This window comes from Streptomyces sp. NPDC004111 (assembly GCF_042874215.1).
Lineage (GTDB): Bacteria > Actinomycetota > Actinomycetes > Streptomycetales > Streptomycetaceae > Streptomyces.
This window is the reverse complement of sequence record NZ_JBIAMU010000006.1, coordinates 142329-166955: the sequence shown is the minus strand read 5'-3', so window position 1 is coordinate 166955 and position 24627 is coordinate 142329. Positions and strand designations below refer to the sequence as shown.

The window sequence follows — 24627 nt, the reverse complement described above, 5'->3', positions numbered from 1 at the left end:
GTGTGCGCCCGGCCCCGGCCCCCGGCTCGCGGGATTCGGACATGGAGCCGTCCGCGCGCGTACGGTGCCCGGGGCCGCGGTCGGCACGCTCGCGCGCAGCCGGTCCGTCCGGTTCGTCGCGCACCCCGGGGCGGGCGTCCGGCTCCTCGCCCGCCCAGAGTCAGGCGCCCGGCTCCTCGCCCGCCCCGTCGCGGGTGTCCCGCTCCCCGCCCGCCCCGTCGCCGGTGTCCCGTTCCTCGCGGGCCCGGAGGTAGGCGTCCAGCTCGGCTGCTCCTGCCAGCATCGCCCGGCCGCGCGCGGTCAGCCTGTCGTGCCAGTCGCCCAACGTGGCCTCCAGCGGCGCCAGGCCGCCCGCCGCCCGCACCTGGGCGATCAGCGGGGCGATCTGTTCCAGCCGGTGGCCGCCGCGCCGGAGCTGGTGGGCCAGCCGGGCGTCGCGCACATCGGCCTCGTCGTAGACGCGGTAGCCGGTGACCGGGTCGCGGCGCGGGCTCACCAGCCCGGCGCGCTCCCACTTGCGCAGGGTCGCGGGCCGGATGCCGAGCTGTGCGGCCAGCGGCCCGACGAACGTACCGCCGCTCCCGGAGTCCGAAGCCCCGGAACCCGAACCCGCGGAATCCGGCGTCCCCGCAGCCCTGCGCGGCCCGGCAGCCGTGCCGGTGCCGCGGGCAGCACCGGCCCCCGGCTTTCCCGCGCCGGCGAGGTCCTTGAGTGCCTTCTCCACGGCGCGCAGGGTCCGCCGGTCGTCGAGGAGCTGCGCGTGGCTCTCGTCGAGGAGCCGGTACGCGTCCTCGGCGGCGTCCTCGTTGACCGCCCTCATGACCCCCGTCGCCGTCGGGTGGCCGTGGCCCGGCAGCAGGGCGAGGAAGGCGCGCAGGGCCGCCGCGTGCAGCGGGGTGTAGGTGCGGTAGCCGTGCGCGGTGCGGTCGGCGGGCGGCAGGATCCCGGCGTCCTCGTAGTTGCGGACCGCCTGGGTGGACAGCCCGTGCCCGCGCGCCAGGTCGATGGGCCTCAGCCGTTCCCCGTTTTGAGGGTTGCTTCCCCTCATCTGCCTGCTCTCCAGCACTTTATTGGCCCTTCTCGCGGAAACGTTTCCACCGAAGGTTCAACGATACCGTTGAAGGCATGGCTACTGACATCAAGGAAACCGTCCATGCCGTCGATGCCTCGGCCGTTCTGCGGCTGCTTCCGGCCAGGCCCCGGGTCCTCGCACTGGGTGAGCCCACCCACGGCGAGGACTCCCTCCTCGAACTCCGCGACGACCTCTTCCGCCGGCTCGTCGAGCGGGAGGGCTACCGGACGGTCGCCCTGGAGAGCGACTGCCTGCGCGGCCTGACCGTGGACGACCACGTCACCTCGGGCAGGGGCACCCTCGACGAGGTCATGGAGCACGGCTTCAGCCACGGCTGGGGCGCCTCCGCAGCCAACCGCGCCCTGGTGCGCTGGATGCGCGACTTCAACGAGGGCCGCCCGGCGGCCGACCGGGTGCGCTTCGCCGGGCTCGACGGCCCGCTGGAGCTGACCGGCGTCGACAGCCCCCGGCAGTGCCTCACCGCGCTCCACGGCCACCTCGCGGCCCGGGTGGACGCCGCGCTGCTCCCCTGCACGGCGGAGACCCTCGACGAGCTGCTCGGCGCCGACGAACGGTGGACCGCTCCGGCCGCGATGACGGACCCGGCCGAGGCCGTGGGGCGGTCGCCCGAGGCCGTGCGGCTGCGGCTGCTCGCCGACGACCTCGCGGCCCTGCTCGAAGCGCAGGCGCCGCACCTGGCCGCGACGACCTCGCCGCAGGAGCTGGAGCGGGCCCGTCTGTACGCCCGCACCGCCGTCGGTCTGCTGCGCTACCAGTACGGGATGGCCGACCGGTCGGCCGCCCGCATGAACCGGCTGTGCGCGCTGCGGGACCTGATGATGGCCGAGAACCTGCTCGCCGCCGCCGAGCGCGGCCCGGTACTCGTCCACGCCCACAACTCCCACCTCCAGCGCGAGCAGTCCTCGATGCGGATGTGGCAGGGGAGGCTGGAGTGGTGGAGCGCCGGTGCGCTGGTAGCCGCGCGGCTGGGCGGGGAGTACCGCTTCCTGGCCACGGCCCTCGGCACGATCCGCCACCACGGGGTGGACGCCCCGCCGCCGGACACCCTCGAAGGGCTGCTGTACGCACTGCCCGAGGACCGCTGCGTGGTCGACGCCCGCCGTCTGTCCGACGCCCTCGGCGACAGCCTTCCGGTGCCGCGCGTGTCGCCGTGGTTCGGCTACGCCCCGTTCGACCCGGCGCATCTGGCGGGCAGCGACGGGCTGGTCTTCCTGCGGGACGCGCCCCGGAGCTGAGCACCAACTGCCCCTAGGGGAGGCCCGGTTCACGGCCTCCCCGGGGGTGTGGCGCCGATGGTTCCCCCCTGGACGCGGTGTGTGTATCAAGGGGGCGCGGGGCCGTACGTGGCGGCGTACGGCCCCGTCCTCGCGTGCCCGGCCGACGGCCGGTTACCGGATCCGGCCGCCGCGCTTGGCCGCGTGGTTGGCCCGGCCCTCCGCGTGCTTCTGCTTCCAGTCGCGCCGGATCTCGCCGCGCAGCCGTGCGTCGGTCTTGGCGACGATGCGCTCGTTCTCGCGGATCAGCTTGCGCCAGCTGTCCAGCCGGCGCTCGTGCAGCGTGCCGTCCTCGACGGCGGCGAGCACCGCGCAGCCCGGCTCGGAGACGTGCCCGCAGTCGTGGAAGCGGCAGTCCCTGGCCAGTTCGCCGATCTCCGAGAAGACCTGGCCGACCCCGGACTCGGAGTCCCAGAGCCCGACACCGCGCAGTCCGGGGGTGTCGATGAGCACTCCCCCGCCGGGCAGCACCAGCAGGTTGCGGGTGGTGGTGGTGTGCCGGCCCTTGCCGTCGACGTCACGGATGGCCTGCACCTCCATGGCGTCGGCCCCGTGCAGGGCGTTGGCCAGGGTGGACTTGCCCGCTCCGGACGCTCCGAGCAGGACGCTCGTACCGCTGGAGACGACGGCCGCGAGCACGTCGACGCCGTCACCGGTCTCGGAACTGACCGCGATGACCTGCACGCCGGGTGCGGTCGTCTCGACGTCCTCGACGAGGTACGACAGGCCGGTGGCGTCGGGCACCAGGTCGGCCTTGGTGAGGACCACGAGCGGTGTCGCGCCGGACTCCCAGGCCAGGGCCAGGAAGCGTTCGATCCGGCCGAGGTCCAGTTCGGCCGCGAGCGAGACCGCGATGATCGCGTGGTCGACGTTGGCGGCGAGGATCTGCCCCTCGGACCGCTTGGAGGAGGTGGAACGCACGAACGCGGTGCGGCGCGGCAGCAGCGTACGGATCAGCCGCGGGCTGCCCTCGGGTTCGAGCGCGGCCCAGTCGCCGGTGCACACGACGCGCATCGGGTCGTGCGGGGTGACCAGGGCGGTGTCGGCCCTGACGGTGCCGTCGGGGGTGACGACGTCGGCCTGTCCGCGGTCGACGCGCACCACCCGGCAGGGCAGCAGGCCCTGTTCGGCGTACGGGGCGAACTCGGCGTCCCAGCCCGCGTCCCACCCGTACGGGGCGAGCGGGTGCGACGACGTGGCGGAAGCCTGGTGGAGCGAGGTGGAGAACAAGGGGTGGCCCTTCGGAACAGGGGTGGCCCCGGCAGCGCGCTCGTCGGCGCGGAGAAAGAAGTGGTCAGCCGGTGGCCACGGAGGTGGCGATGATGAGCTTCCGAGTGCGCACGGCACCCATGGTGTTGACACCCATCGGTCACACCTCCTGCCTTGATCGGGCCGACACCGACGGCCGTTGCCGGCCGCCGGAGGAACGTGCACACGATAACCGGGCTTCGGGCGGGCCCGCCAGCCTTTTTCCGCGACTTATGCGCGACCGCCCTCACGGGGCGGTCGAGCCGCTGTTCCCGCAGGTCCGGGCGGTGTGTCGAGGAGCGGGGCGAGGGCGCCGCGCAGCGCGCCGAGGGACACGTCGCGCAGTTCGGTGCGGGTGCAGGTCTCCTCCATGAGCCAGTCCACGCACAGCACCTGGACGAAGACGAGCCAGCTTTTGATCACCTGCGACGCGGCGGCCCGCGTTCCGGGTTCGGTGATGTCGAGGGCGTCCAGCACGCGCTCGCGCAGGGCGTCGAGCTCGCCCGCGATCACGGTCTGCACGAGCCGGTCGCCGGCCAGGGTGCGGTTCGCCGCGATGACGGTGTTCCGGTTCTCGGCGAAGTACGCGAAGTGCGCGTCGAGCCCCTCGGTCAGCTGCTCCTCAAGGGTGTCGGCCGGGTCGAACCTGGCCTTGGCGAGCAGTTGGTCCGCCACCTGCTGGTAGATGGCCACGAACAGGTCGCGCTTGGTGGCGAAGTGCCGGTAGAGCAGCGCCCGGGACACCCCGGCCGCCTCCGCGACGTCCTCCATCAGCACCTCGTCGTAGGGCCGGGCGGCGAAGAGTCCGGCGCCGACGGCCAGCAGCTGGGCACGGCGGTCGGCGGGGGCGAGTCGTCTGCGGGGAGGCATGGGGACCACCCTACTTGACACGCGTCCACTTACCTCCACTAGCTTAGTAGACACACGTCAACCAAGGCTGGACCGAGCAGACGGAAACGGGTGGGTGCGCCGTGGCGAGAACTCTCAAGGTGCTGGCACAGGTGATGGGTTACGCCTGTGTCGCGATCGGACTGCTGCACGTGGTGGGCGGCAACGCGGCGATCCCCGGGGCCGCTTCGGCGGGCACCACGGTCGACAGCCTGGGCCGCTTCTTCGGCGCGATCTTCGCCGGTTACGGGGTGGCCTGGCTGTGGGCGGCCCGCCGCTCCCCCGTACCGGCGGCGGCCGTGCGGTGGCTGTCGGGCATCTTCCTGCTGGGCGCGGCGGGACGGCTGCTCTCGCTCGCCACGGAGGGCCGCCCGCACTCCTTCCAACTGGTCCTGCTGGCCCTCGAACTGGTCCTGCCGCCCGTGTACTTCCTGCTGGCGGACGCGGACGAGAAGCGGTGGGCGGACAAGACCCCGGGGAGCACCGCCCCGGTGGGCGCACCCTAGGCGCCGCCCGGTGCGGCGGTGCGCTCCGCCGCCCGCGCCCTGCGGTGCGCGGCCACCCGCTCCCTGGTGGCACAGCGCCGCGAGCAGTAGCGGCGCTCGGGCCCGGCACCGTGGGCCAGGTAGACGTGCGGGCAGCCGGCGGCGCCGCACAGTCCGCCGGGGGCGGCCCCCCTGTCCCAGAGCAGCACCGTGAGCGCGAGACAGGACGAGGCGAGGAACCACTCGCCCCAGGGCGCCTCGTCGTCGCCGTCCAGGTGGGGGTGCCAGGGGGTGGTGCCGGAGTGGCTGGTCAGCCGGAGCCCGCCCCGGGTGCGGCTCAGCAGGCCGTTCAGGGCTTCGGCGGCCAGGTCGGTGCCGGCGGCGCCTCCGGTGTCCCCGGCGGCGAAGACCTCGCGCAGCAGGAGGGCGGCGGCCCGCAGGTCGGCGAGGTCGGCGCCGGTGAGTACGAACGGCTCGGGCTCTCCGTGTTCCCGGAGCACGGCCGTCACGGCGGCCCGCGCCTCGCCCTCGGCGCCCTCCTCCGCCGCGCAGAGCACATTGATCAGGGCCACGGTCCGCCGGGCGGTGTCCATCGACAGCATCCGCCGAATGTAACGCAACTAGCCCATCTTTGCGTTACCCCTCTACTGTGCGCGGCATGCCTCAGCCCCGCTCCCCGCACCCGCGTCCGCACCGTAGGCAGTGGTGGCGGTACGTCGTCGGTGCGACCGCCGCGCGCACCGGTGACGAGATGTCGGGACCGGCGCTGCTCCTGCTCGCCCTGGCGGTCACCGGGTCGGTGGGCGACGCGTCGTCCCTGCTGGCCGCGGTGAGTGTCGCGGCGGCGGTGGGCGGGCCGGTGTTCGGTGTCCTGCTGGACCGGGCGCACCGTCCCGGCCTGCTGCTGGCCTGGGCGCTGGCCCTGTACGCGGGCGCGCTGCTGGTGATCCTGGCGGCGCTGGGGCGGGCCCCGGCCGCGGCGACCCTGTGCGTGGCGGTCGGCGCGGGACTGCTCGGTCCGGCGCTGTCGGGCGGCTGGACGTCGCGGCTTCCGGACGTCGTACCGGACGAGGAGCTGCCGCGGGCGAACGCCTGGGACGCGCAGACCTTCGGCCTGGCGAGCCTGGTGGGCCCCGCGCTGGCGGGCACGGTCGCCGGGGCGGCGGGGGCCCCGGCGGCGGTCGCCGGTTCGGCCGCGCTGATCGCCGCCGCGGTCCCGGCGACCCGGTCGCTCCCGGCGGTACGCGTCGCCCGCCCGCCCCGCCCACCGGCCGCTCCCCGTACCCCCGAAAGATCGCCGCGCGCCCGTGCCGCACACGCCGTGCTTCCCGTCCTCACGGATCTCGCGAACGGTTTCCGCGCGGTCGTACGCAGCCGGCCGCTCGCCCGTGCCACGTCGCTCTCGGTGCTGTCCTGCGCGGGCGAGGGCGTCTTCGTCGCCGTGACGCCGCTGCTCGGGGCGGTGGCGCTGGGCAGTACCGAGCGGGGGGCGCTCCTGCTGTCCGGCACCGCGCTGGGGGCGCTGGGCGCCAACGCCGTCCTGGCCCGGCTGCCGCGTGCGACGCGCGCCCCGGAGTCCGTACTGGGTCTCAGTACGCTCGTGCTGGCCGCGGCCTGTCTCCTCGCGGCGACGCTGCGGCCCGGCCCGGTCGTCGTGGCGGCGGTACTGGCGGGGGCCGGAGCGGGACCGCAGCTCACCGCGCTGTTCGCGGTGCGGCACCGGTGTGCGCCGCCGGGGCTGCGCGGGCGGATCTTCACCACCGGGGCCAGCCTGAAGCTCACCGGCTTCGCCCTGGGGGCGGCCCTGGCGGGAGCGCTGGCCGCCCGGTCCCTGCCGGTGGCGCTGCTGGCGGCGGCGGGGCTCCAGCTCACGGCCGCCCTGGCCGGCCGCCTGCCGCGGAAGCTCCGGGGCGACGCCAGGGTGGTGCCGGGCAAGGCGGGCAGGCACCCTGGCGGAACCCGGGGGGACGCCGAGGAGGAGGCGGCGGCTAGAGGTGACGGGTGAGCACCTGGGCCACCGTGTCCAGGGCGGTGTGCAACTCCAGGTGGTCGTGGGCCTCCAGGACCGTGTCGAGGAGCGGACTGTCCGAGCCGAGGGTGGTCAGCCCGGTGCCCTCCTCGCTGCCGAGACGGGCGGTCAGGCTCTCGCCGGACGGCAGGGTGAGGGTGACCGTCGCCCCACTGGGCAGCGGCTGCAGCACGGAGATCTCGGCGTCGGTCCGCGCGGTCTGGGCGGCCAGCCGGCGCGGGGTGCTGCGCGAGGCCCGGTAGATGTGCGAGTTGTGCAGTGCGATCTGGAGCCGGTCGGACAGCTCCTCGGCGGTCTCCTCCCGCTCGGCGTCCGGGAGTTCGTCGAGGAGGAGGGCGGCGATGGAGCGGTACGCGATGGCCAGCTGCCAGGTCACGGTGGTGAGCGGACCGGGGTCGTGGGTGTCGTGGACGAGCGGCCCGAAGGCCTCCTCGGCCTGCCGCGCCACCGGCTCCACCAGACCGGCGGTCACCCGCTCGGGGCGGGGCGCGGGGGCGGCGTCGGGGTCCCGGATGTCGATGCCGCGGGCGGTGAGGGCGGCGTGGACGGTGTCCCGGTCCGTACCGGCGGCCGAGGCGAGTTCGGTGATGTTGCGGGTACCGGTGAGCCAGGCGGTGCCGAGGAGTTCGGCGCGGTTTTCCTCGGTGCTTTGGGGGAGCGCGGCGAGGGCGGTCAGCCGGGCTGAATCCGTGTCGGATGCGTTCATAACGGTCACCGTAGGCGGGAAGGGCCGGGCGTCCCGGCAAGCGTGCCGGGACCGCGCCGGGACGGCCCCCCGTGTGGCGGCGGGCATCGGGGGGCGAGGGGGCGGGCGGGGCGAGTGGGCGGGCGGGGCGAGTGGGCGGGGCCAGGGCCTGGGGGTGCGGCTCCGCCGGGGGCCGCCCCCTTGCCCGCCCGTTCCGCCCCCGGGGGGCGGCCCCGCCGCCCAAGGGGGCGGGGGCGAGAGACGCGGCCCCGGCGCCCGAGGGGGCGGGGGTGGGGTGGGAAAGGTGCGGCCCCGGCGCCCGAGGGGGCTCGGTTCGGGGCTCCGCCTCTACGCCTGCACCTCCGCGCCCACCGCGTGCAGGAACGTCCGGAACTTCGCTCCCGTCTCCGCCGTCTCCGCCTCCGCCTCCGAAGCCGCCACGACGCCCGCTCCCGCGTACAGCCGCAGCGTCCGCTCCTCCGCCTCCGCGCAGCGGATCGTGACGACCCACTCGCCGTCGCCGTCCGCGTTGCCCCAGCCGACCATGCCGGTGAAGAAGCCCCGGTCGAACGGCTCGGTCTCCGCTATGACCTGACGTGCCGTCAGCGTCGGCGTGCCGCACACGGCCGGCGTCGGGTGCAGCGCGGAGGCCAGTTCGAGCGCGGAGGTCGTGCTGCCCTCGGGCAGGGTGCCGGTCACGGTGGTGGAGAGGTGCCACATGGTGGCGGTGCGGATCAGGGTCGGCTTGGCCGGGACGTCGAGCGTGGTGCAGAACGGGGCCAGCACCCCGTGCACCGCGTCCACCACGACCGCGTGCTCGTGCAGGTCCTTCGCCGAGGCGAGCAGGGCAGCGGCCCGCCGGACGTCCTCCGCCAGGTCCTCGCTGCGCGGGGTGGACCCGGCGAGCGGGTTGGCGACGACCTTGTTGCCGCGCCGGGAGAGGAGCAGTTCGGGGCTGGCCCCGATGAGGGTGCGCCCGGGGCCGGTGGGCAGCGCGAACGTATAGCCGGACGGGTCGCGCCTGGCCAGCCGCTGGAGCATCACCGGCAGGTCGAGCGGCGCGTCGGCGGTGAGTTCCAGGGTCCGCGCGAGCACGACCTTGCTGAACTCGCCGCGCCACATCCGGTCCACGACCGCCGCGACCCCGGCCCCGTACATCTCGGGCGACGGGACGGGGCGCACCTTCCACTCGGTGGTGGCGGGCAGGTCCGCGGGCAGGGCGATCAGCGGGTCGTTGGCGAGCGGCGGCGCGTCCTGCACGAACTCCGGCACGGCGAGCGCGGCGGGCGCGCCCTGGTCGAACGGCACCGCGCCGATGACCACCGGCTGCGCCTGCCCCTCGCGCCGGGCGGTCTCCAGGGTCTCGGCGACCCGCCGCGCCAACGGCTCGTCCCCGTGCGGGACTTCGCGTGCCGGTCCGTCGGCCAGCAGGGTGCGGGTCGGGGTGGCGAGGAAGCGGGCGCCGGAGGTGTAGGCGTCCAGCAGTCCGGTGGCCGCGCCAACGGCGGGGTGCGCCGCGTCGCCGGAGGGGCTGCGGTGCGTGGCGGTGGCGACTACGGGTGCCGTCGACACGGTGTCCACGGGTTCTCCAATGCTCGTGAGGATGTGGGGGCGGAGCGCGAGAGGTGCGTACGTACGGAAAGGGCGGGCGGGACGGACGGGACGAGAAGGGGCCGGCGGGACCGCGTCAGCGCAGGGTCGCTCCGCCGTCGACGTAGATGTCCTGCATGGTGATGTGCCGTGCGCGGTCGGAGGCGAGGAAGAGCACGGCGTCGGCGATGTCGGCGGGCTGGGCGATCCGGCCGAGCGGTATGCCGGTCCGGTAGGAGGCCAGGTCGCCCTCGATGACGCCCTGTTCGGCGTCCGGGCGGCCCTCCCACATGCCGCGCTGCATGGGGGTGTCGGTGGAGCCGGGGGCGACGACGTTGCAGCGGACGCCGCTGCGGGCGACCTCCAGGCCGAGGCACTTGGTGAACATGGCGGCGGCGGCCTTGGAGGCGGCGTACGCGGCCATGCCGGTGCGCGGGATGCCGGCCGCGTTGGAGGCGACGGTGACGATGCAGCCCTTGCGGCGCCCGGTCATCCGGGCGGCGGCGGCGCGGGAGGTGTGGAAGACGCCGGTGGTGTTGACGGCGAAGGTGTCGGCCCAGTCCTGGTCGGTGAGCGCGGTGGCCGGTGCGGTACGGAGGATGCCGGCGACGTTCACCAGGAGGTCCAGCGGACCGAGTTCGGACTCGACGCGGGCCACCGTCGCGTCCACGGCGCCACTGTCGGTGACGTCGAGGGGGTACGCGACGGCCCTGCCGGGAGGCTCCTCCTTGGCCAGGCTCTCCACGAGCGAGGCGAGGCCCTCGGGCGCCCGGTCGGTGGCGGCGACGGTCGCCCCCCGGGCCACCAGCGCCCGCACCACGGCTTCGCCTATGCCCTGTCCGGCACCGGTGACGAGCGCCACCCGGCCGGCGAACTCGTCCTCCCCGGACGGCTGGTGCGGCAGTTGTGCCGGTATGTGCTCGGGCATGAAAGGTCCTCCCTCGACGTGCTTAGGTGAGCCTAACCTAACGCACACTGAAGATCGAGAGGGGCCAGGTTGCGTTCGAATAGTGGAGCCGGTCCCACCGAGAACCGCACGGGCGTTCCAGTCTTAGCCACCCCGTGGGTGTCAACCTCTCGTCACGGGGCCAACGGCGGCCACACACAAGGCTCTTGATGGGCAAAGCTGACCTCATGGAACAGCTGCCGCACGGTTACACCAACCACACCACCCACCACGCCGGAGTGGTCACCAAGACCTACCGGGGCCGGGACGCGCAACGCCGGATGGAGCGGGAGGCCGCCGCCCTGTGCGGGCTGGAGACGATGGGGGCCGCGCTGCCCGTGCCCCAGCTGATCGGCTGCACCGGCGAGAGCCTCAGCATGACCTTCCTGGCGGGGGTGCACGGCCAGGACCTGATCGAGGCCGGCCGCGCCGAGGACGTACTGCACACCTGCGGCATCGCGCTGCGCACCGTGCACTCGGTCGACGCCTCCGAGGTGTTCCACCGGGCGAGACCGGGGACCGTGCTCGTACACGGGGACTTCGGTCCGAACAACGTCCTGCTCACCGGGGACGGCGCGCGGGTGACCGCGCTGCTGGACTGGGAGTGGGCCCACGCGGGCGACCCTGTGGAGGACCTGGCGTGGTGCGAGTGGATCGTCCGCACCCACCACCCCGAGTCCGTCGGCGCGCTGGAGGAGTTCTTCCACGCCTACGGGCACCGGCCCGACTGGGAGACCCGGCACCGGGCGATGGTCGAGCGGTGCCGCGAACTCGTCGACTTCCAACCGCACCGGATCGACCTGCTGATCGCCACCGAAGGCTGGCTGGAGTAGCCCCGCCCCCCTTGGGCGGCGGATGCCCGCCGCCGCTCCCTTGGGCGGCGGGGCCGCCCCCCGGGGGCGGAACGGGCGGGCAAGGGGGCGGCCCCCGGCGGAGCCGCACCCCTCCGACCCCGCCGCTCAACCCCCCATCGCAGCCAGCACCTTGGCCTCCGTCTCCGGGTCGAGCCCCAGCACCGGACGGTCCGGACGCTGCGGCGCCACCCCACCGAGGGTGCCCAGCCACGCCCACGTGTCCGCGACCGTCTCGCCGACCGGACGGCACCGCAGCCCCGTGGCCAGCGCCTTGGCCACACCGGTGCCGTGGACGGTGTCGTGGTCCTCCCCCGGCGGGATCCACACCGGCAGCTGCATCCAGGGCTCGACACCGTGCGCGAGTACCAACTCCGGTTCTGCCCAGCACAGTTCGGCCTTGCTCGACCCCGTCACCCGTACGCAGGAATCCAGGAACTCGCCCATGGTGGTGTGCCCCGCCGGGGACACCAGGTTGTACGGGCCGGACAGGCCGGACTCCGCCGCGTCCAGCATCCAGACCGCCATGTCGCGGGCGTCGATGTACTGCAGGGTCAGGTCGCGCGGCCCCGGGGCGAGCACCCGGCCGCCGCGGGCGACGCGGTTCAGCCACCACGGGAGCCGGCCGATGTTCTCGCCGGGGCCCAGGATCAGACCCGCCCTGGCGAACACCGTGCGGTCCGCGCCGAACGCGTCGAGGGCGGCCAGCTCACCGCCCCGCTTCATGTGCGGGTAGCCCTCGTCGCCGGGCTCGACCAGCGGGGCGTCCTCGTCGTGCCCGGCCGGCAGCGAGCCGTCGTACACCGAGACGGTCGACACGTAGACGTAGCGATCGGCGTGCGGGGCCAACAGCTCCGCCGCCCGCCGCACGGCACCGGGCACCCCCGACCAGGTGTCCAGTACGACGTCCCAGCGCGCGCCCCCGCGCACCGCGCCGTCGAGCGCGGAGAGGTCGCCGAGCCGGTCGCCGTGCAGGGCGCGCACCCCGGGCGGCGGGGCGTGGTTGCCGCGGTGGAAGACGGTGACGTCCCAGCCGCGGGCGAGTGCCTCCTCGGTCGCCGCGCGACCGACGAACTCGGTTCCGCCGAGTATGAGTAGCTTCATGATCGCCATCATGCCCGAGCGGGCGTCGCGGCGAGCGGGAGTTGAACAGCGCGCTGTTCGCCCCGCGCGAAGCCCTCCCGAAGCCCGGCCGTGGCCCTCCCGAAGCCCCGCGCGAAGCATCCCGAAGCCGCGCGAAGCCTTCCGAAGCCCGGCCGACGGTTTCCGCGAAGCGCCCTGCGCCCTGCGCCCTGCGCCCTGCGCCCTGCGCCCTGCGCAGCACCGCGCGGAGCGCCCCGCCGGGCCCTTCGCGCCGCCCCGGCGAAGACGTCCGTTTTCTTCAAGATCCGCGACGGTGCCCGGTCCTACGCTCGTGCCATGACTCCTCGACTCGACGCCATCGGCATCGTCACCTCCGACATGGCCGCCTCCCTCGACTTCTACCGCCGCCTGGGCATCCCGCTGCCCGCCGACGCCGCCTCCCAGCCCCACGTGGAGGCCGTGCTGCCCACCGGGGTCCGGGTGCTGTGGGACACCGAGGAGGTGATGCGCTCCTTCGATCCGCAGTGGCAGAAGCCGGAGGGCGGCGACCGGGTCGGGCTCGCCTTCCTGTGCGAGAGCCCCGCCGAGGTCGACGCGGTGTACGACGACCTGGTCGCGGCCGGGTACCAAGGGCACCTCAAGCCGTGGGACGCCGTGTGGGGCCAGCGCTACGCCGTCGTGCTCGACCCGGACGGCTGCGGGGTGTCCCTCTTCGCGGCCAGCGAGGCGTAGGCGCTCAGCGTCATCCCCGCCAGCTGCCGTGCCTCGCGGGCCAGATGGGCCTGGTCCGCACAGCCGGAGGCGAGGGCTGCCGCCGCGTACGGGGTTCCCGCACGGACGAGTGCCAGGGCGCGCTGGAGGCGCAGGACGCGGGCCAGCGTCTTGGGCCCGTACCCGAAGGCGTCCAGCGAACGGCGGTGCAGCTGCCGGGCGCTGAGGCCCACCGTGCCGGCCGCGCCCGCGACGGTGCGCCCGGCGTCGATCTCCGCCGCGACGGCCCGCATCAGCGGGTCCGGCGGCCCGGCCCCGGCCGCCCTGCGCAGCACGGCCTCCTCCAGGGCGGCGGCCCGGTCCCGGGCGTCGGAGACCCGTTCCGCGAGCTCCCGCGCGCCGGGCCACAGGTCGGCGAGCGGCACCCGCCGGTCGCGCAGTTCGTGCGCGGGCACCCCGAGGAGGGCGGGCCCGGTGCCGGGGGCGAAGCGGACGCCCGCGAAGGAGGCGCCGGGCCGGTCGGCGGCGGCGTGGGCCCGGGTGTCGGGACCCGCGACGATCAGCTGCCCGTCGGCCCAGAGCAGATCCATGCAGCCGTCGGGAAGCACGGGGTACGGCGCGCCGGGAGCGGGGCCCGGGACGCTGCCGCGCCACCAGACCACGGCACCGTCGAGCCGGGAGGGACGCTCCCGGTACCTGCCGTCGTCGGGCGCTGCCATACGGCCAGGCTAGCCCCTGCCGGAAAAGGACACCCGGCCCCCGAACGGCCGCACCCGGCAGGACCACCGGACCCCGGACGGCCGCCCACGGCAGCCACCGGACGGCCGGACAGCCACACACGGCAAAGCCACCGGGCACCGGACAAGCCACACACGGCAAAGCCACCGGGCACCGCACAGCCGCACGGCACAGGGGAAGGCCGCCGGACACCGAACGGACCTCGCCCTCCCTCGGACAGCCCCCGAACCCGGTCGCCGCGCTCCCCGCGTCACACCTCCGGTGTGCCCTGCGCGTCCGAGGGAAGCGGCTGGTTCTTCTCGCGCGGGGTGTGCAGCCGGGCCTTCACGTCGTCCGGCGGCAGGAACCTCGACCACCGCTCCGGGAACTCCGAGGGCATGTCCGGGTTGGTCCCGGTCCACTCGCCCTCGCCGTCCTCCTCCTCGTCCTCCAGCCCCTCGGCGGCCCGCGCCGCCCGTTCCTCGGCCTCGGCGGCCCGCGCCCGCGCTATCACCTCGGCCGCCTGCGCCGTGCGCAGCCGGTCGTTCTCGGCGCGGGCGGCCGCCGTGGCGACCGACGGCCAGACGCGGTCGATGGCCGCGTTGACGGCGGCCCCCACGAGCACGGCGAAGGCGGAGACACCGATCCACAGCAGAACGGCGATGGGCGCGGCCAGCGAGCCGTAGATGGTGCCGCCCTCGACGGTGCTGGTGACGTAGATGCGCAGCAGGAAACTGCCCAGCACCCACATCCCGAGCGCGATCAGCGCGCCCGGCACGTCCTCCACCCAGGGCGAACGCACCGGCACCGACACGTGGTAGAGCGTCGTCAGGAAGACCACCGACAGCACTATCACCACCGGCCAGTACAGGACGCTGATCACTTCCGTGCCGAACGGCACCAGTTCCACCACCCGGTCCGGCCCGACCACCATCAGCGGCAGCACCACCGCCCCGATGAGCAGCGCGACCACGTACAGCAGGAAGGCAAGCAGCCGGGTCTTGACGATGCCGCGGTGGCCGTCCAGCCCGTACATCACGGTGATGGTGTCGATGAAGACGTTGACCGCGCGCGAGCCGGACCACAGGGCGATGGCGAAGCCGATGGAGATGACGTCGGGGCGGCCCTCCCGGGTGACGTCCTCCAGGAGCGGTTTGGCGAACTCGTTGACGCCGCGGTCGGAGAGGACGGCCTGGGAGGCGCTGAGGATGTTCTCCTCGATGGACTTGACGGTCTCGGTGGCCGTCCAGTTGTCGATGTAGCCGAGCAGGCCCAGCAGTCCGAGCAGCAGGGGCGGCAGTGACAGCAGGGTGAAGAAGGCGGCTTCGGCGGCGAGGCCGAGGATGCGGTACTCGACGCAGCTGTTGACGGTGTCCTTGAGCAGCAGCCAGGCCAGCTTCCGCTTCGATACGTTGCGGTAGAGAACGCGAGCCCGGTGGAGCCGATTCTCCCGTCGGTGTTTCCGGGGCCGTTCGGGTGTTTCCTTTGCTGCCTGCACCTCCTTACCGTAGCCGCATGGCAGCCACCACCCACACAGTCACGAACCAGCCCCCGCCCCTGGTGGGGTACGACGTCTTCGGTGCCGACCGGGCTCTCGGCGAGGCCGTCGAACGGCACACCGACGCCACTCTTCTGGAGGACGTGCGCGAGGAGCTGACGTCGCTCGGCCGGGCCGCCGGATCTTCGCAGGCGCAGGAGTGGGGCGCGCAGGCGAACGAGAACCCGCCGGAGCTGCGCACCCACGACCGGTACGGGAACCGGATCGACGAGGTCGAGTTCCACCCGTCCTGGCACCGGCTGCTGGGCCACGCGGTCTCCGCGGGCCTGACCAACGCCTGGGGCCGGCCCGGCGGCCATGTGCGCCGGGCCGCCGGGTTCCTGGTGTGGACGCAGGCGGAGGGCGGTCACGGCTGCCCGGTGTCGATGACGCACGCGGCGGTGCCCGCGCTGCGCGCCGACCCGTCGCTGGCCGCGTTCTGGGAGCCGCGGCTGACCTCTTCCGTGTACGGGCAGGAGCTGATGCCCGCGGCGCGAAAGCCGGGAGTCCTGTTCGGCATGGGCATGACGGAGAAGCAGGGCGGCAGCGACGTCCGGGCGAACACGACCGAGGCGCTGCCGATCGACGGCGGGGCGGCCGGGGAGTACGTGCTGACCGGGCACAAGTGGTTCTGCTCGGCCCCGATGAGCGACGGCTTCCTGGTCCTGGCCCAGGCGCCCGGCGGACTGAGCTGCTTCCTGGTGCCGCGCGTACTGGAGGACGGCACCCGCAACACCTTCCGCATCCAGCGCCTGAAGGACAAGCTGGGCAACCGGTCGAACGCCTCCTCGGAGGTCGAGTTCGACGGGACGTGGGGCCGGCTGGTCGGTGAGGAGGGACGCGGGGTGCGCACCATCATCGGGATGGTGGCGGCCACCCGTCTCGACTGCGTGCTCGGCTCGGCGGCCCTGATGCGGCAGGCGGTCGCCCAGGCCACCCACCACGCGGCGCACCGCAGGGCGTTCGGCGGCGAGCTGATCGACAAGCCGCTGATGCGCAACGTGCTGGCCGACCTGGCCCTGGAGTCGGAAGCGGCGACCGTCCTCGCGATGCGGCTGGCGGCAGCGTACGACGGCGACAGCGAGCAGGACCGGGCGCTGCTGCGCCTCGCGGTTCCGGCGGCCAAGTACTGGGTGACCAAGCGCTGCACCCCGGTGGCCGCCGAGGCCCTGGAGTGCCTGGGCGGCAACGGGTACGTGGAGGAGTCCGGCATGCCGCGCCTGCTCCGCGAGTCCCCGCTGAACTCCATCTGGGAGGGCTCGGGCAACGTCCAGGCGCTGGACGTGCTGCGCGCACTCCAGCGCGAGCCGATGGCCCTGAACGCCTTCCTCACCGAGGTCGGTCTGGCCCGGGGCGCCGACCACCGGCTGGACGGCGCGATCAAGCACCTGCTGACCGATCTGGCGGACCTGGACGGCATCGAGGGCCGGGCCAGGCGCCTGGTGGAGCGGATGGCGCTGGTGCTGCAGGGCTCGCTGCTGGTGCGCTGGGCGCCGCCGGAGGTGGCGGACGCGTTCTGCGCCTCCCGGCTGGGCGGCGACTGGGGCACGGCCTTCGGCACGCTCCCGTCGAGCCTGGACCTGGGGGCGGTGGTGGAGCGGGCGCGGGTACAGATCTGAGCGGGCCCGTTCCGGGAAAGGGCGGGCCCGGTGGCCGTGGCCGCGGGGAATCAGGGCGCCCCGGCGGTCCGTGGCCGTGGCCGCGGGGGCGGCGCCCCGGTCGCCCGGTCCGCGGTCGCGCCGTGATTCCCTGAGGCCCATGAACAGCCGCGACATCACCGTGACCACCTGGTCGCTGGAACAGACCTCCGCCTTTGACCACACCCCCGTGCCCGCACCGCCCGGTGACACCCTCCGGGTCGTCCGGGCCGAGGTGCCCTCCCCCGAGTTCAGCCGGTTCCTCTACACCGCCGTCGGCGGTGACATCCGGTGGACGGACCGGCTGCCGTGGTCGTACGAGCAGTGGCAGCGGGTCGTGGACCGTCCGGGTGTCGAGACGTGGGTGGCGTACGACCGGGGCACGCCCGCCGGGTACGTCGAACTGGAGGCGCAGGACGAGGGCGCGGTGGAGATCGTCTACTTCGGGCTGGTCCCGGCGTTCCGGGGCCGTCGCATCGGCGGCCACCTGCTCTCGCAGGGGATCCTGCGGGCCTGGGACCTGGCGGAGCGCCACCCGGACCGCACGCCGACACAGCGCGTGTGGCTGCACACCTGCTCCAAGGACGGCCCGCACGCCATGGACAACTACCTGAAGCGTGGATTCCGGCTCTTCGACACCAAGGTCGAGAAGGAGCCGGAGGTCGCCAACCCGGGGCCGTGGCCGGGCGCCCGCACCTGAGCCGATTGGCCCGCCTTTACTCCTTTACGCGCGCTTCGCACAGACGTGACCGGTGACACACTGTCCCATCATTCGGGACAGTGTCGTCCACATCGCGGACAACGGTGGACTGGCCCGAGACGGCCGTGCCACGCTTCCGCCATGGATACCGCTGGAGTTGCCTTGGTGAGTCGACGGCACGTCGACCTCGGCCGCATGTCCAGCGCCATCTGTCCGGCCTGCTGACAGCCCAGCACTGCCGCACTTCCACCGGTTTTCCCGAGTTCCCAGCTTCGCCCTCCGTCTTTGCACGTGTCTGCGCACCACCGCGCCCTTTTTGCGCGAGTGTGCAGGTCAGAGCCGCCTGCCCGCGAGTCCGCCAAACCCGCTCGCACCCCCGAAGGACGTATCGCCATGCCTGCCACCCCAGAGAAGCCCGCCGCGGGTGCTGCTGCCACCGCCCGCCGCAAGGCCGGACGCCACCGTGGCGAAGGCCAGTGGGCCGTAGGGCACCACACGCCCCTCAACGGCAACGAGCAGTTCAAGAAGGACGACGACGGTCTCAATGTGCGGACACGCATTGAGACGATCTACTCCAAGCGTGGATTCGACTCGATCGACCCCAACGACCTGCGCGGGCGCATGCGTTGGTGGGGCCTCTACACCCAGCGCAAGCCCGGCATCGACGGCGGCAAGACCGCGGTCCTGGAGCCGGAGGAGCTGGACGACGCGTACTTCATGCTGCGGGTGCGCATCGACGGCGGCCGGCTGACCACCGAGCAGCTGCGCGTCATCGGTGAGATCTCGCAGGAGTTCGCGCGCGGCACCGCCGACCTCACCGACCGGCAGAACGTGCAGTACCACTGGATCCGCATCGAGGACGTGCCGGAGATCTGGCGGCGGCTGGAGGCCGTGGGGCTGTCCACGACCGAGGCGTGCGGCGACACCCCGCGCGTCATCCTCGGCTCGCCGGTCGCCGGGATCGCGGTCGACGAGATCATCGACGGCACCCCCGCCATCGAGGAGATCTACCGCCGCTTCATCGGCAACCCGGACTTCTCCAACCTGCCCCGCAAGTTCAAGTCGGCGGTCTCCGGGTCGCCGCAGCTGGACGTCGCGCACGAGATCAACGACATCGCGTTCGTCGGCGTCGAGCACCCCGAGCACGGCCCCGGCTTCGACCTGTGGGTCGGCGGCGGCCTCTCCACCAACCCCAAGCTGGGCGTGCGACTGGGCACCTGGGTGGCGCTGGAGGACGTGCCGGACGTGTACGGCGGCGTCATCGGCATCTTCCGCGACTACGGCTACCGGCGGCTGCGCAACCGCGCCCGGCTGAAGTTCCTGGTCGCGGACTGGGGCCCGGAGAAGTTCCGCCAGGTCCTGGAGGACGAGTACCTGAAGCGCAAGCTGGTCGACGGTCCCGCCCCGCAGCAGCCCAAGGGCACCTGGCGCGACCACCTCGGCGTGCACGAGCAGAAGGACGGCCGCTTCTACGTCGGCTTCGCCCCGCGCGTCGGCCGGGTCGACGGCTCCACGCTGACGAAGATCGCCGAGCTGGCCGACGCCCACGGCTCGGGCCGGCTGCGCACCACCGCCGAGCAGAAGATGATCGTGCTCGACGTGGCCGAGGACCAGGTCGACTCGCTGGTCTCCGGCCTGGAGTCGCTGGACCTGCGGGTCACCCCGTCGCCGTTCCGGCGCGGCACGATGGCCTGCACCGGCATCGAGTTCTGCAAGCTGGCGATCGTCGAGACGAAGGCGCGCGGCGCCTCCCTCATCGACGAACTGGAGCGCCGCATCCCGCGGTTCGACGAGCCGATCACCATCAACATCAACGGCTGCCCCAACGCCTGCGCCCGCATCCAGGTCGCGGACATCGGTCTCAAGGGCCAGCTGATGCTGGACGCCGACGGCAACCAGGTGGAGGGCTTCCAGGTGCACCTGGGCGGCGCCCTCGGCCTGGAGGCGGGCTTCGGCCGCAAGGTCCGCGGCCTGAAGGTCACCTCCGCCGAGCTGCCCGACTACGTGGAGCGCGTCCTCACCCGCTTCCAGGACCAGCGCGAGGACGGCGAGCGGTTCGCCACCTGGGTGACCCGCGCGGCGGACGGAGACCTCTCATGAGCGAGCGCGCGGCCCCCTTCCACTGCCCCTACTGCGGCGACGAGGACCTCAGGCCCCACGAGAGCGGGCACGGGGCGTGGGAGTGCCACGCCTGCAACCGGGCCTTCCAGCTGAAGTACCTGGGACTGCTGGCCCGGGGCGTGGCACGCACCGGCACCGAGGAGAGGGAGGGGATATGACGGCCGTTCAGGAAGACCTGCGCGCGCTGGCGGAACAGGCCGGACGCGACCTTGAGGACGCTTCCCCGCTGGACATCCTGAAGTGGGCGACCGCCACCTTCGGCAGCCGCTTCTGCGTGACCTCCTCCATGGAGGACGCGGTCGTCGCCCACCTGGCGTCCCGCGCCCTCCCCGGTGTCGACGTGGTGTTCCTCGACACCGGCTACCACTTCGAGGAGACCATCGGCACCCGCGACGCCGTGGACGCGGTGATGGACGTCAACGTCATCACGCTCACCCCCCGGCAGAGCGTCGCCGAACAGGACGCCGAGTACGGGCCCGCGCTGCACGACCGCGACCCCGACCTGTGCTGCGCGCTCCGCAAGGTCAAGCCCCTGGAGGACGGCCTGGGCGCGTACGACGCGTGGGCGACCGGCCTGCGCCGCGACGAGTCCCCGACCCGGGCGAACACCCCGGTCGTCGGCTGGGACGAGAAGCGGCGGAAGGTCAAGGTCTCCCCGATCGCCCGCTGGACGCAGGACGACGTGGACGCGTACGTCGCCGAGCACGGCGTCCTGACCAACCCGCTCCTGACGGACGGCTACGCGTCCGTCGGCTGCGCACCCTGCACGCGCCGGGTCCTGGCGGGCGAGGACGCCCGCGCCGGCCGCTGGGCCGGACGCGGCAAGACCGAATGCGGGCTGCACGGATGACGACGAACCAGGAGACCACTGTGACCGGAGCCACCGTCTGGCTCACCGGCCTGCCCAGCGCGGGCAAGACCACCCTCGCGTACGCGCTGGCCGAGAAGCTGCGCGCCGAGGGCCGCAAGGTCCAGGTGCTGGACGGTGACGAGATCCGCGAGTACCTCTCGGCGGGCCTCGGCTTCACCCGGGCGGACCGGCACACCAACGTCCAGCGGATCGGCTACGTCGCCGAACTCCTGGCCCGCAACGGGGTGCTGGCGCTCGCGCCGGTCATCGCCCCGTACGCGGACAGCCGCGAGGCGGTCCGCAAGCGGCACCAGTCCGAGGGCACCGCGTACCTGGAGGTGCACGTCGCGACCCCGGTCGAGGTGTGCTCCGTACGGGACGTGAAGGGCCTGTACGCCAAGCAGGCGGCCGGGGAGATATCGGGCCTCACCGGGGTGGACGACCCCTACGAGGTGCCCGTCGACCCGGACCTGCGCATCGAGTCGCACACCCAGTCCGTGCAGGAGTCCGCCGCGGCCCTGCACGCGCTGCTCACCGAGAGGGGTCTGGCATGACGACCACCGCCAGCACTGCCGGCGAAGGGCTCGGCAGCCCTTTCGCACTGAGCCACCTGGACTCGCTGGAGTCCGAGGCGGTGCACATCTTCCGCGAGGTGGCGGGTGAGTTCGAGCGGCCGGTGATCCTCTTCTCCGGCGGCAAGGACTCCATCGTCATGCTGCACCTGGCGCTCAAGGCGTTCGCGCCGGCGCCGGTCCCCTTCTCGCTGCTGCACGTGGACACCGGGCACAACTTCCCCGAGGTCCTGGAGTACCGGGACCGGGCCGTCGCCCGGCACGGGCTGCGGCTGCACGTGGCCTCCGTCCAGGACTACATCGACCGCGGTGTGCTGCGCGAGCGGCCCGACGGCACGCGCAATCCGCTCCAGACGCTGCCGCTGACGGAGAAGATCCAGGCGGAGCGGTTCGACGCGGTCTTCGGCGGCGGCCGTCGCGACGAGGAGAAGGCCCGCGCCAAGGAGCGGGTGTTCTCGCTGCGCGACGAGTTCTCGCAGTGGGACCCGCGCCGCCAGCGCCCCGAGCTGTGGCAGCTGTACAACGGCCGGCACGCGCCGGGCGAGCACGTGCGGGTGTTCCCGCTGTCCAACTGGACCGAGCTGGACGTCTGGCAGTACATCGCCCGCGAGAAGATCGAGCTGCCGGAGATCTACTACGCGCACGAGCGCGAGGTGTTCGCCCGCAACGGCATGTGGCTGACCGCCGGCGAGTGGGGCGGCCCCAAGGAGTCGGAGCCGGTGCAGACCCGGCTGATCCGCTACCGCACCGTCGGCGACATGTCCTGCACCGGTGCCGTCGACTCAGACGCCACCACGCTGGAGGCAGTGATCGCCGAGATCGCCGCGTCCCGGCTCACCGAGCGGGGCGCGACGCGGGCCGACGACAAGATGTCCGAGGCCGCGATGGAAGACCGCAAGCGCGAGGGGTACTTCTAAATGAGCACCGTGGCAGAGCAGTTGAGCACCACCACCCTTCTTCGCTTCGCGACCGCGGGTTCCGTGGACGACGGCAAGTCGACCCTGGTCGGGCGGCTGCTGCACGACTCCAAGTCGGTACTGACCGACCAGCTGGAGGCCGTCGAGCACGCGTCCCGCAACCGCGGGCAGGAGGCCCCGGACCTGGCGCTGCTGACCGACGGCCTGCGGGCCGAGCGGGAGCAGGGCATCACCATCGACGTGGCCTACCGCTACTTCGCGACGGCCCGGCGCCGCTTCATCCTGGCCGACACCCCCGGGCACGTGCAGTACACCCGGAACATGGTGACCGGCGCGTCCACCGCCGAGCTGGCCGTGGTGCTGGTCGACGCCCGCAACGGCGTCGTCGAGCAGACCCGCAGGCACGCCGCCGTGGCCGCCCTGCTGCGCGTCCCGCACGTCGTGCTGGCCGTGAACAAGATGGACCTGGTCGGCTACGCGGAGCCGGTCTTCGCGAAGATCGCCGAAGAGTTCACCGCGTACGCCGGCGAGCTGGGCGTCCCCGAGATCACGGCGATCCCGATCTCCGCGCTCGCCGGGGACAACGTGGTCGAGCCGTCCGCGCACATGGACTGGTACGGCGGGCCGACCGTCCTGGAGCACCTGGAGACGGTGCCGGTCGCCCACGACCTGACCGCCTGCCACGCCCGCTTCCCGGTGCAGTACGTGATCCGGCCGCAGTCCGCCGAGCACCCCGACTACCGGGGCTACGCGGGCCAGATCGCCGCCGGAGCGTTCCGGGTCGGCGAGCGGGTCACGGTGCTGCCCTCCGGCCGCACCAGCACCATCGAGGGCATCGACGCGCTCGGCGAGTCCGTCGACATCGCGTGGGCTCCGCAGTCGGTGACGCTGCGCCTGGCCGACGACATCGACGTCTCGCGCGGCGACCTGATCGCGCCGAGCGCGGACGCCCCGGCACCGACCCAGGACGTCACGGCGACCGTCTGCCACGTCGCCGACCGCCCGCTGTCCGTCGGTCAGCGGGTGCTGCTCAAGCACACCACCCGCACCGTCAAGGCGATCGTCAAGGAGATCCCGTCCCGGCTCACCCTGGACGACCTCTCCCAGCACCCGGCCCCCGGGCAGCTGGTCGCCAACGACATCGGGCGGGTCGTGGTCCGCACCGCGGAGCCGCTGGCGCTGGACTCGTACGCCGACTCGCGGCGCACCGGTTCCTTCCTCCTGATCGACCCGGCGGACGGCACCACCCTGGCGGCCGGTATGGCGGGCGAGTCCTTCGCGGGCGCCGGCGCGACCGCCGACGCCGTCGCGGACGAGGCGGGCTGGGACTTCTGACCATGACGTTCCTCGATGTGTACGCGTCCTTCGCGAAGGAGGGCGGCCGGATCGGCAGCGGCACCCTCGGCAGCGGGCAGGGCGGGGTCGGGCGATGTGCGTGAAGACGTACGGCTCCGGCGCCCGGCGCACCTCCCCCACCCGCACCGCACCCCCCACGCACCCCTTGCGCACGCATCCGCGTGCCCCACGCCGTGCACCCTCGCGTGCACATCGACGAAGACCCGAGGACCGTCTGCCATGACTGCCCACCGCTCCACCCTGCGCCGCTCGCTGGCCGCCGCGACCGCACTGCCCCTGCTGATCGGCGTGCTCGGCGCCTGCGGCTACGGATCCCAGGCCAAGAGCGAGGACAAGACCGCCCCCGTCGCCAAGGGACAGAAGATCGGCGGCCTGGACGAGGTGAAGATCGGCTACTTCGCCAACGTCACGCACGCCACCGCACTGGCGGGCCTCCAGGAGGGCCTGTTCCAGAAGGAGCTGGGCGGCACGAGGATCAAGTCCCAGGTCTTCAACGCCGGCCCCTCGGAGATCGAGGCGCTGAACGCCGGTGCGATCGACATCGGCTGGATCGGCCCCTCCCCCTCCATCAACGGCTTCAGCAAGTCCAAGGGCCAGAACCTGCGCATCGTCGGCGGTTCCGCGTCCGGCGGGGTCTCCCTGGTCGTCAACGGCGACCGCATCAAGTCCCTGGACGACATCAAGGGCAAGCGCATCGCCACCCCGCAGCTCGGCAACACCCAGGACGTGGCACTCCTCAACTACCTCTCCGAGAAGGGCCACAAGGTCGACGCCGCCACCGGCAAGGGCGACGTGACCGTACTGCGCCAGGACAACAAGGAGATCCCGAACTCCTTCAAGTCCGGTGCCATCGACGGCGCCTGGGTGCCGGAGCCGACCGCGGCCCGGCTGGTGGACGCGGGCGGCAAGGTGCTGCTGGACGAGAAGAAGCTGTGGAAGGACGAGAAGTTCGTCATCACGAACATCATCGTCTCGCAGAAGTTCCTCAAGGAGCACCCGGAGGCCGTCGAGGCGGTGCTGCGCGGCTCGGTGAACACCAACGCGTGGATCAAGGCCAACCCCGACAAGGCGAAGGCGAGCATCAACGCCCGGCTGAAGAAGGACTCCGGCAAGGAGCTGCCCGCGAAGGTCCTGGACCGCGCGTTCGCCAACGTCGACGTCATCGACGACCCGCTGGCCGCCACCCTGCGCGACGAGGCCCAGCACGCGGTGAAGGCGGGCCTGCTCAAGGACCCGCTGCTGGACGGCATCTACGACCTGCGCCCGCTGAACAAGGTCCTCAAGGCGGCCGGGAAGCCCGCCGTCGACGACGCGGGCCTCGGCGTCAAGTAAGCCCC

The 24627-nt window shown here is 73.2% G+C and carries 25 protein-coding genes; 15 read left to right on the top strand and 10 right to left on the bottom strand.

All coding sequences use genetic code 11. The annotated features are described in order from the left end of the window. Positions 1-160: 160 nt before the first annotated feature. Positions 161-1048 (bottom strand): TioE family transcriptional regulator, encoded by an 888-nt coding sequence (locus ACFYVL_RS14775; RefSeq protein WP_389244527.1) that lies wholly within the window; start codon positions 1046-1048, stop codon positions 161-163. Between the two features lie 77 nt (positions 1049-1125). Here ACFYVL_RS14775 and ACFYVL_RS14770 point away from each other — a divergent pair, with 77 nt between their 5' ends. Then, a complete protein-coding gene (locus ACFYVL_RS14770; protein WP_389244524.1) occupies positions 1126-2328 on the top strand; it encodes an erythromycin esterase family protein in 1203 nt (400 codons plus the stop codon). Positions 2329-2481: 153 nt separating this feature from the next. Here ACFYVL_RS14770 and rsgA read toward each other — a convergent pair whose 3' ends face one another. Both rsgA and ACFYVL_RS14760 read right to left on the bottom strand, forming a co-directional pair. Next, complete coding sequence (gene rsgA / locus ACFYVL_RS14765; RefSeq protein WP_389244522.1) at positions 2482-3597, bottom strand: ribosome small subunit-dependent GTPase A; 1116 nt, start codon at positions 3595-3597, stop codon at positions 2482-2484. A gap of 249 nt (positions 3598-3846) precedes the next feature. Next, positions 3847-4485: a TetR/AcrR family transcriptional regulator gene (locus ACFYVL_RS14760; RefSeq protein WP_389244520.1), complete on the bottom strand. Its 639-nt coding sequence runs from the start codon at positions 4483-4485 to the stop codon at positions 3847-3849. Positions 4486-4586: 101 nt separating this feature from the next. Between ACFYVL_RS14760 and ACFYVL_RS14755 the strand changes: the two genes are divergently transcribed. After that, a complete protein-coding gene (locus ACFYVL_RS14755) occupies positions 4587-5009 on the top strand; it encodes a DUF4345 domain-containing protein (protein WP_389244518.1) in 423 nt (140 codons plus the stop codon). Here ACFYVL_RS14755 and ACFYVL_RS14750 read toward each other — a convergent pair. Further along, positions 5006-5590 carry a CGNR zinc finger domain-containing protein gene (locus tag ACFYVL_RS14750; protein ID WP_389244516.1) on the bottom strand — a complete coding sequence of 195 codons (585 nt, stop codon included), beginning with the start codon at positions 5588-5590 and terminating at the stop codon, positions 5006-5008. The genes ACFYVL_RS14755 and ACFYVL_RS14750 overlap by 4 nt on opposite strands. 56 nt (positions 5591-5646) lie before the next feature. Between ACFYVL_RS14750 and ACFYVL_RS14745 the strand changes: the two genes are divergently transcribed. Continuing rightward, positions 5647-6993 carry an MFS transporter gene (locus ACFYVL_RS14745; RefSeq protein ID WP_389244514.1) on the top strand — a complete coding sequence of 449 codons (1347 nt, stop codon included), beginning with the start codon at positions 5647-5649 and terminating at the stop codon, positions 6991-6993. On the opposite strand, the gene ACFYVL_RS14740 is transcribed toward ACFYVL_RS14745, so the two are convergent. The 3 genes from ACFYVL_RS14740 to ACFYVL_RS14730 all read right to left on the bottom strand — a co-directional run bounded on the left by ACFYVL_RS14740 (position 6977) and on the right by ACFYVL_RS14730 (position 10220). Further along, positions 6977-7723 (bottom strand): hypothetical protein, encoded by a 747-nt coding sequence (locus ACFYVL_RS14740; RefSeq protein ID WP_389244512.1) that lies wholly within the window; start codon positions 7721-7723, stop codon positions 6977-6979. The two genes, ACFYVL_RS14745 and ACFYVL_RS14740, sit on opposite strands and share 17 nt — an antisense overlap. 327 nt (positions 7724-8050) lie before the next feature. Further along, on the bottom strand, positions 8051-9274 hold the full coding sequence (dhbC, locus tag ACFYVL_RS14735) for an isochorismate synthase DhbC (RefSeq protein WP_389244827.1): 1224 nt from the start codon (positions 9272-9274) through the stop codon (positions 8051-8053). 115 nt (positions 9275-9389) lie between these two features. Next, on the bottom strand, positions 9390-10220 hold the full coding sequence (locus tag ACFYVL_RS14730; RefSeq protein ID WP_389244510.1) for a 2,3-dihydro-2,3-dihydroxybenzoate dehydrogenase: 831 nt from the start codon (positions 10218-10220) through the stop codon (positions 9390-9392). A gap of 206 nt (positions 10221-10426) precedes the next feature. Between ACFYVL_RS14730 and ACFYVL_RS14725 the strand changes: the two genes are divergently transcribed. Then, positions 10427-11071: a phosphotransferase family protein gene (locus tag ACFYVL_RS14725; RefSeq protein ID WP_389244508.1), complete on the top strand. Its 645-nt coding sequence runs from the start codon at positions 10427-10429 to the stop codon at positions 11069-11071. A gap of 126 nt (positions 11072-11197) precedes the next feature. Here ACFYVL_RS14725 and ACFYVL_RS14720 read toward each other — a convergent pair whose 3' ends face one another. After that, positions 11198-12193, bottom strand: a complete 996-nt coding sequence (locus ACFYVL_RS14720) for an NAD-dependent epimerase/dehydratase family protein (RefSeq protein WP_389244506.1) — start codon at positions 12191-12193, stop codon at positions 11198-11200. Positions 12194-12508: 315 nt separating this feature from the next. Between ACFYVL_RS14720 and ACFYVL_RS14715 the strand changes: the two genes are divergently transcribed. Beyond that, positions 12509-12904 carry a VOC family protein gene (locus ACFYVL_RS14715; protein ID WP_389244504.1) on the top strand — a complete coding sequence of 132 codons (396 nt, stop codon included), beginning with the start codon at positions 12509-12511 and terminating at the stop codon, positions 12902-12904. Here ACFYVL_RS14715 and ACFYVL_RS14710 read toward each other — a convergent pair. Both ACFYVL_RS14710 and ACFYVL_RS14705 read right to left on the bottom strand, forming a co-directional pair. After that, complete coding sequence (locus tag ACFYVL_RS14710; protein ID WP_389244502.1) at positions 12841-13602, bottom strand: helix-turn-helix domain-containing protein; 762 nt, start codon at positions 13600-13602, stop codon at positions 12841-12843. The genes ACFYVL_RS14715 and ACFYVL_RS14710 overlap by 64 nt on opposite strands. Before the next feature lie 269 nt (positions 13603-13871). Beyond that, positions 13872-15098, bottom strand: a complete 1227-nt coding sequence (locus ACFYVL_RS14705) for a YihY/virulence factor BrkB family protein (protein ID WP_389244500.1) — start codon at positions 15096-15098, stop codon at positions 13872-13874. Positions 15099-15115: 17 nt separating this feature from the next. On the opposite strand from ACFYVL_RS14705, the gene ACFYVL_RS14700 reads away from it, so the two are divergent. From ACFYVL_RS14700 to ACFYVL_RS14655, 10 genes are all read left to right on the top strand, one after another. Next, positions 15116-16756 (top strand): acyl-CoA dehydrogenase family protein, encoded by a 1641-nt coding sequence (locus ACFYVL_RS14700; protein ID WP_389244498.1) that lies wholly within the window; start codon positions 15116-15118, stop codon positions 16754-16756. Between the two features lie 139 nt (positions 16757-16895). Further along, a complete protein-coding gene (locus ACFYVL_RS14695; protein WP_389244496.1) occupies positions 16896-17474 on the top strand; it encodes a GNAT family N-acetyltransferase in 579 nt (192 codons plus the stop codon). A gap of 141 nt (positions 17475-17615) precedes the next feature. After that, a complete protein-coding gene (locus ACFYVL_RS14690; RefSeq protein WP_389244825.1) occupies positions 17616-17699 on the top strand; it encodes a putative leader peptide in 84 nt (27 codons plus the stop codon). Positions 17700-17867: 168 nt separating this feature from the next. Then, positions 17868-19574, top strand: coding sequence for a nitrite/sulfite reductase (locus tag ACFYVL_RS14685; protein ID WP_389244494.1), 1707 nt, complete (start codon positions 17868-17870; stop codon positions 19572-19574). Then, on the top strand, positions 19571-19753 hold the full coding sequence (locus tag ACFYVL_RS14680; protein ID WP_389244492.1) for a hypothetical protein: 183 nt from the start codon (positions 19571-19573) through the stop codon (positions 19751-19753). Before ACFYVL_RS14685 ends, ACFYVL_RS14680 begins: the two co-directional genes overlap by 4 nt. Beyond that, the gene (locus ACFYVL_RS14675; RefSeq protein WP_389244490.1) at positions 19750-20445 is read left to right on the top strand and encodes a phosphoadenylyl-sulfate reductase; all 696 of its coding nucleotides are present in this window, start codon (positions 19750-19752) and stop codon (positions 20443-20445) included. Before ACFYVL_RS14680 ends, ACFYVL_RS14675 begins: the two co-directional genes overlap by 4 nt. Continuing rightward, positions 20442-20999 carry an adenylyl-sulfate kinase gene (gene cysC, locus ACFYVL_RS14670; RefSeq protein ID WP_389244488.1) on the top strand — a complete coding sequence of 186 codons (558 nt, stop codon included), beginning with the start codon at positions 20442-20444 and terminating at the stop codon, positions 20997-20999. Before ACFYVL_RS14675 ends, cysC begins: the two co-directional genes overlap by 4 nt. After that, positions 20996-21934: a sulfate adenylyltransferase subunit CysD gene (gene cysD, locus ACFYVL_RS14665; protein ID WP_389244486.1), complete on the top strand. Its 939-nt coding sequence runs from the start codon at positions 20996-20998 to the stop codon at positions 21932-21934. The genes cysC and cysD overlap by 4 nt, the downstream gene beginning before the upstream one ends. Beyond that, on the top strand, positions 21935-23269 hold the full coding sequence (locus ACFYVL_RS14660; RefSeq protein WP_389244484.1) for a sulfate adenylyltransferase subunit 1: 1335 nt from the start codon (positions 21935-21937) through the stop codon (positions 23267-23269). 240 nt (positions 23270-23509) lie between these two features. Continuing rightward, the gene (locus ACFYVL_RS14655; protein ID WP_389244482.1) at positions 23510-24622 is read left to right on the top strand and encodes an aliphatic sulfonate ABC transporter substrate-binding protein; all 1113 of its coding nucleotides are present in this window, start codon (positions 23510-23512) and stop codon (positions 24620-24622) included. The last annotated feature ends 5 nt before the right edge of the window (positions 24623-24627 follow it).